Below are 4630 nucleotides of genomic sequence, written 5' to 3'. Positions count from 1 at the left end.
ATCCTGCACCGTCGCTCCCCTCTCCGCGGGGCTTCGTCCCGACCGACCCGGCCTGACGGCCGGCCCACCCTCCCCCACCGAGGGGAGAGGGAGAGCGCGCGGGCTGTCGCCCGAGATTTTCGCCCTCGATGGCCCCCGCATCCGCGTCACAGCCGCCTCTCGCCCCTCTGCCGAGCGCCCCGATCCGGCGATTCATAGCCTGTGCTATATCGTCCGCAAGCCGTGGCCGGCGCACCCATCCAGCCCGCGCCGAAGCGTGGCAGAAATGCCCCGCTCGGATGACGGAGACGTGACGCCGGCTCAAGCGTTGCCGCAGGCATGGAAACATGCCGCCCGATCACCGTTCTGTGAGGGCGGCGTCCGGCGGGCTGCCGGAATACGAGAGAGGCGGTTCGACGGTGCGCTCGGGGGCTCTGCGCGACGGGTTGGTGGTGGTCGGCGCCGTGGCGGCGACGGTCGCGCTCTGGCGGCTGCTGCCGGTCGATGCGTGGCTGCGCGATTTCGGTGCCTGGAGCGCCGGTCTCGGCGTCTGGGGGCCGGTGGCGTTCGCCGGCATCTTCCTCGCGGCCACGCTCTTGGTGATCCCCTGCACGCCGCTGACCATCGCGGGCGCGGTGGCCTTCGGCTGGTGGGCGATGCCGATCGTGCTCGGGGCCGCCACCGCGGGCTCGCTGCTGGCCTTCCTGGCCGCCCGCTCCGTGCTGCAGGGGCCGGTGGGGCGCATCATCGACCGGCGCCCGGCCTGGCGGGCCACCGCCGAGGCGGTCGGCGACGGGGATTGGCGCCTGCTCCTGCTGATGCGGCTGAGCCCCTTCGTGCCCTTCAACGTGCAGAACTACGCGCTCGGCATCACCGACGTCGGCGTCGGCGCCTTCCTGTTCTCGACGGTGCTCGGCATGCTGCCGGGCACGATCCTGTGCATCTATCTCGGGGTGATCGGGCGCGCGGCGGGCAGCGAGGATCCGGTCCACTGGATCTCGCTGGGCCTCGGCCTCGTCGCCACGCTCGGGCTCGTCTGGCTGACGCGGCGGCGGGTGCGGGCGAGGCTGCGCGCCCGCGGCGCCGGCCCGGCCCGGCCGGCGGCCCGGGCGCGGGGCGGCATCGGGCCGGGCATCGGGCCGGGACGGGAACGGGAGCAGGGCGCGGGATCATGACCATCGCGGTGAAACCCGGGGACCTGCCGGTCCCGCTCGCCGCACCCTCCGGCGTGCTGCGGCCCGGCGAGACTTGTTGGCGGCGGGAGCGCGCGCCCCGCGCCGCCCTGCTGCACGACGGCGCGGCCTACTTCGCGGCGGCGCGCCACGCGCTCGTCGCGGCCCGGCGCTCGATCCTGCTGATCGGCTGGAGCTTCGACCCGCGCACCTGCCTGCGGCCGGAGAGCGCCGACCCCTCCGGCGACGAGGCGCTGGGCGACCTGCTGCGCCGGCTGAAGCTGCAGCGGCCGGAACTCGCGATCCGCCTGCTGATCTGGAACATGCCCTGGCCGATCTCGGCCAACAGCGACATGAAGCCCCCGGCGATCCGCGAGCGCCTCGGCCCCGGCATCGACTACCGCATCGACGGCACGCTGCCTTTCGGCGCCTGCCAGCACCAGAAGATCCTGGTGGTGGACGACCGGATCGCCTTCTGCGGCGGCAGCGACTTCGAGGCCAACCGCTGGGACACGCCCGCCCACCGCGACCGCGACGCCCGCCGCCGCCTGCCCTCGGGGGAGGCCTACCCGCCGCGCCACGACGTGATGCTGGCGGTGGACGGCGAGGCCGCCCGCGCGCTCGCCGCGCTCGCCCGCGAGCGCTGGCGAGCGGCGAGCGGCGAGGTGCTGGCCGCCGAGCCGGGACCCGGGGCGGGCGCGCCCGAGGGTCCGTTCGAGGATCGCTTCGAGGGTCCCTTCGAGGACCCTTGGCCCGAGACCCTCGCCGCCGACTTCGCCGACGTGCCGGTGGCGCTCGCCCGCACGGTGCCGGCGCTCGGCCGGGCGCCCGCGATCCGGGAGAACGAGGCCCTGTTCCTCAGCGCGATCGCGGGGGCGCGGCGCAGCATCTACCTGGAGAACCAGTACTTCACCGCGCCGCTGGTGGCCGAGGCGCTCGGCCGGCGGCTCGAGGAGCCGGACGGGCCCGAGATCGTCGTGGTGGTGGCCGAGCGCAGCCCGAACGGCTTCGACCGGCTCACCATGGACAGCGCCCGGCGCGGGCTGATCAAGCGGTTGAAGGCGCGGGACCGCTTCGACCGCTTCCGCATCCTGGCGCCCCACACCGCGTCCGGGCAGCCGATCCTGATCCACTCCAAGGTCTCGGTTTTCGACGATACCCTGCTGCGGGTCGGCTCGACCAACCTCAACAACCGCTCCTTCGGCTACGACACCGAGTGCGACCTCGCGCTGGCCGCGGGCGACGGGCCGGAGGACGCGGGCCTGCGCGCCGCCATCGCCCGGGTGCGCGAGCGGCTGCTCGCCCACCACGCGGGCTGCGAGGCGCGCGCCTTCGCGGCGCGGGTGGCCGAGCGGGGCAGCCTGCGGGCGGCGCTCGACGACCCCGCCCTGGTGCCGCCGCGCCGGCTCTGCCCGGTCGTCCCCTCACACCGGGGCCTCGTCGCCCGCCTCGTCGAGGCGCTGAACCTCGGCGACCCCTACGGCCCGGGCGATGCGTGGCGGCCCTGGCGCCGGCCGGGGCTGCTGCGGGCGGCGGTCCGGACGAAGCTCGGCGGGTGAGGCGGCCTCAGCCCGCCGCCTCCGCCCGACGGGCCGGCTCCCCGACGGCCGGGTCCAGCGCGATCTCGACGAGCAGCGGCCGGTGGTCGGAGGCGACCCGGGCGAGGCCGCCGCCCACGGGGCCCATCCGCCCCACGCGGATGCCGGACGAGACAAAGGCGTGGTCGATGCGCAGGAGCGGCAGACGCGTCGGGAAGGTCGCGCCGGAGCGGGCGCGCCCGGTCGGGCTGAGCCGGCGCGCGTCGGCGAGGCGGCCGGCCAGCCGCCGGTAGCTGCGCGACCAGGGCGTGGCGTTGAGGTCGCCGAGCAGCACCGCGGGCTCGCGACAGGCCGGGTTGCCGAGCCAGTCGGGCCCGAGCAGGGCCTCCACCTGCGCCAGCCGCTCGCCGCCCGTCAGCCCCAGATGCGTGTTGAGCACCTGCAGCCGCCGCCCGCCCAGCGCGACCTCGACCCAGAGCGCCCCCCGCGGCTCCAGCCCGAGCCGGCGCGGATGGCCCGGGAGCGCCCCCGCCCGCACGAGCCGCGCGGGATGGGGGGTGAGGATCGCGTCGCCGTAGCGCTCCCCCTCCGCGTGGAGGGCGGGGTGGAAATGGTAATCCATGCGCAGTGCGCGGGCGATCACCGCCGCCTGGTCGTGGCCGCCGGTGCGCGCGCGCCCGACATCGACCTCCTGCAGCGCCACCACGTCGGGCGCGAGGTCGGCGATCACCGCGGCGATGCGCTCGGGCGCGACCCGGCCGTCGAGGCCCAGCGCGTGCCGGATGTTGTAGCTCAGGAGACGGATCAAGGGCGCGCTCGCGTCAGGAGCCGGCGGCCCCGCGGCCCCTCAAGATAGGGCGGCGCGCCCCGCGCCGCCTCACGCCGCCTCACGCCGCCGCGGCGATTGAGACCGCGTCCGGGAGGTCGGCGTCCGGCGCCGGGGCGACGGCGACGGCCAGCAGCAGGAGCAGCGCCGCCGCGACCGCGACGGCCGCCAGCACCGCCGTGACGACGGCGGCGTGGCGGCGCGCGGCGTGGATCAGGGCAAAGCCGAGGGCGAAGGCGCAGACCTGCGCGAGCGACGCGGCGAGGCTCGGGCCCATCGCGCGATCTCCCTCCCGGTCCCGCCGGGCGGGACCGCATGGATCCGGCCCGCGATGACGTCCACAAAAGACCGCTCTTTCATGACCCGTTTGGGGTATGCCGCCGCGCCCGCATCGTGAGTGAATGGTCCGGCACGTCCGCACGCGCGAGGGGGCCCCGGGCGGACGGGGAAGGTGCGACCCGATGGAGAGCCACGACGCGGTCTCGGCGTTGGTCGACAGTTTCTACGAGGCCGCCCTGCGCCCCGAGCTGTGGCGCCAGACACTTGAGACCTGCGCGCGGGTCTTCGGCTCCGAGGGCGCCCTCATGCTGCCGGGGCCCGACGCGCCGCTCGAACTCGCCTGCAACCCCTTCCTCGACGCGGCGATCGCCGACGGGCTCGCCCAGGGCTGGCTCGCCCACAACCCGCGGGTGCTGCGCGGCATCCCGGCGATGCGCGACCCCGGCCGGGTGCTCACCGAGCAGCACATCTTCTCGCCGCGCGAGCTCGACCGGCTGCCCTTCAACGCCGAGTACGTGAGCGCGCACGGCCTGCGCCACTTCGCGGGGCTCTACCTCGTGCCGGCGGGCGGGCGCAGCCTGATCCTGTCGCTGGAGCGCGCGCCGCGCAGCGGGGCCTTCACGCAGGCCGAGTGCGAGGCGCTGGAGCGGGTGGTGCCGCACCTGCAGCGGGCGGGGCGGCTCGCGCTGCGGATCGCGCAGGCGCGGGCGGGCTCGGCCTTGGAGGCCTTCGACCTCATGCGCTGCGCGGGCCTGCTCCTCGACGGGGCGGGCGCGGTGGTGCGGATGAACGGGCGCGCCGCCGCCCTGATGGGCTCGGGCCTCAACGTGCTGCAG

At 76.0% G+C, this 4630-nt stretch carries 4 protein-coding genes and 1 pseudogene; 3 read left to right on the top strand and 2 right to left on the bottom strand.

What is annotated here, in order from left to right:
• Positions 1-347: 347 nt before the first annotated feature.
• Both AX737_RS12415 and AX737_RS12410 read left to right on the top strand, forming a co-directional pair.
• On the top strand, positions 348-1154 hold the full coding sequence (locus AX737_RS12415) for a TVP38/TMEM64 family protein (protein ID WP_308445267.1): 807 nt from the start codon (positions 348-350) through the stop codon (positions 1152-1154).
• On the top strand, positions 1151-2710 hold the full coding sequence (locus AX737_RS12410; protein WP_066921737.1) for a phospholipase D-like domain-containing protein: 1560 nt from the start codon (positions 1151-1153) through the stop codon (positions 2708-2710). Before AX737_RS12415 ends, AX737_RS12410 begins: the two co-directional genes overlap by 4 nt.
• Before the next feature lie 7 nt (positions 2711-2717).
• Here the strand turns inward: AX737_RS12410 and AX737_RS12405 are convergent, their stop codons facing one another.
• Both AX737_RS12405 and AX737_RS12400 read right to left on the bottom strand, forming a co-directional pair.
• Positions 2718-3497: an endonuclease/exonuclease/phosphatase family protein gene (locus tag AX737_RS12405; protein WP_066921735.1), complete on the bottom strand. Its 780-nt coding sequence runs from the start codon at positions 3495-3497 to the stop codon at positions 2718-2720.
• A gap of 79 nt (positions 3498-3576) precedes the next feature.
• Positions 3577-3792: a hypothetical protein gene (locus AX737_RS12400; protein WP_066921733.1), complete on the bottom strand. Its 216-nt coding sequence runs from the start codon at positions 3790-3792 to the stop codon at positions 3577-3579.
• A 184-nt stretch (positions 3793-3976) separates the two neighbouring features.
• On the opposite strand from AX737_RS12400, the pseudogene AX737_RS12395 reads away from it, so the two are divergent.
• A pseudogene (locus AX737_RS12395) lies at positions 3977-4630 on the top strand (helix-turn-helix transcriptional regulator); the annotation flags it as partial.

Source organism: Methylobacterium sp. CCH5-D2 (genome assembly GCF_001556475.1).
GTDB classification, from domain to species: Bacteria; Pseudomonadota; Alphaproteobacteria; order Rhizobiales; family Beijerinckiaceae; genus Methylobacterium; species Methylobacterium hispanicum.
This window is presented reverse-complemented; position numbering and strand designations above follow the sequence as displayed.

Excerpts from the sequence above, each read along its gene's own strand:
- AX737_RS12400 (WP_066921733.1), bottom strand. The coding sequence starts at position 3,792 with ATGGGCCCGAGCCTCGCCGCGTCGCTCGCGCAGGTCTGCGCCTTCGCC.
- AX737_RS12410 (WP_066921737.1), top strand. The coding sequence starts at position 1,151 with ATGACCATCGCGGTGAAACCCGGGGACCTGCCGGTCCCGCTCGCCGCA.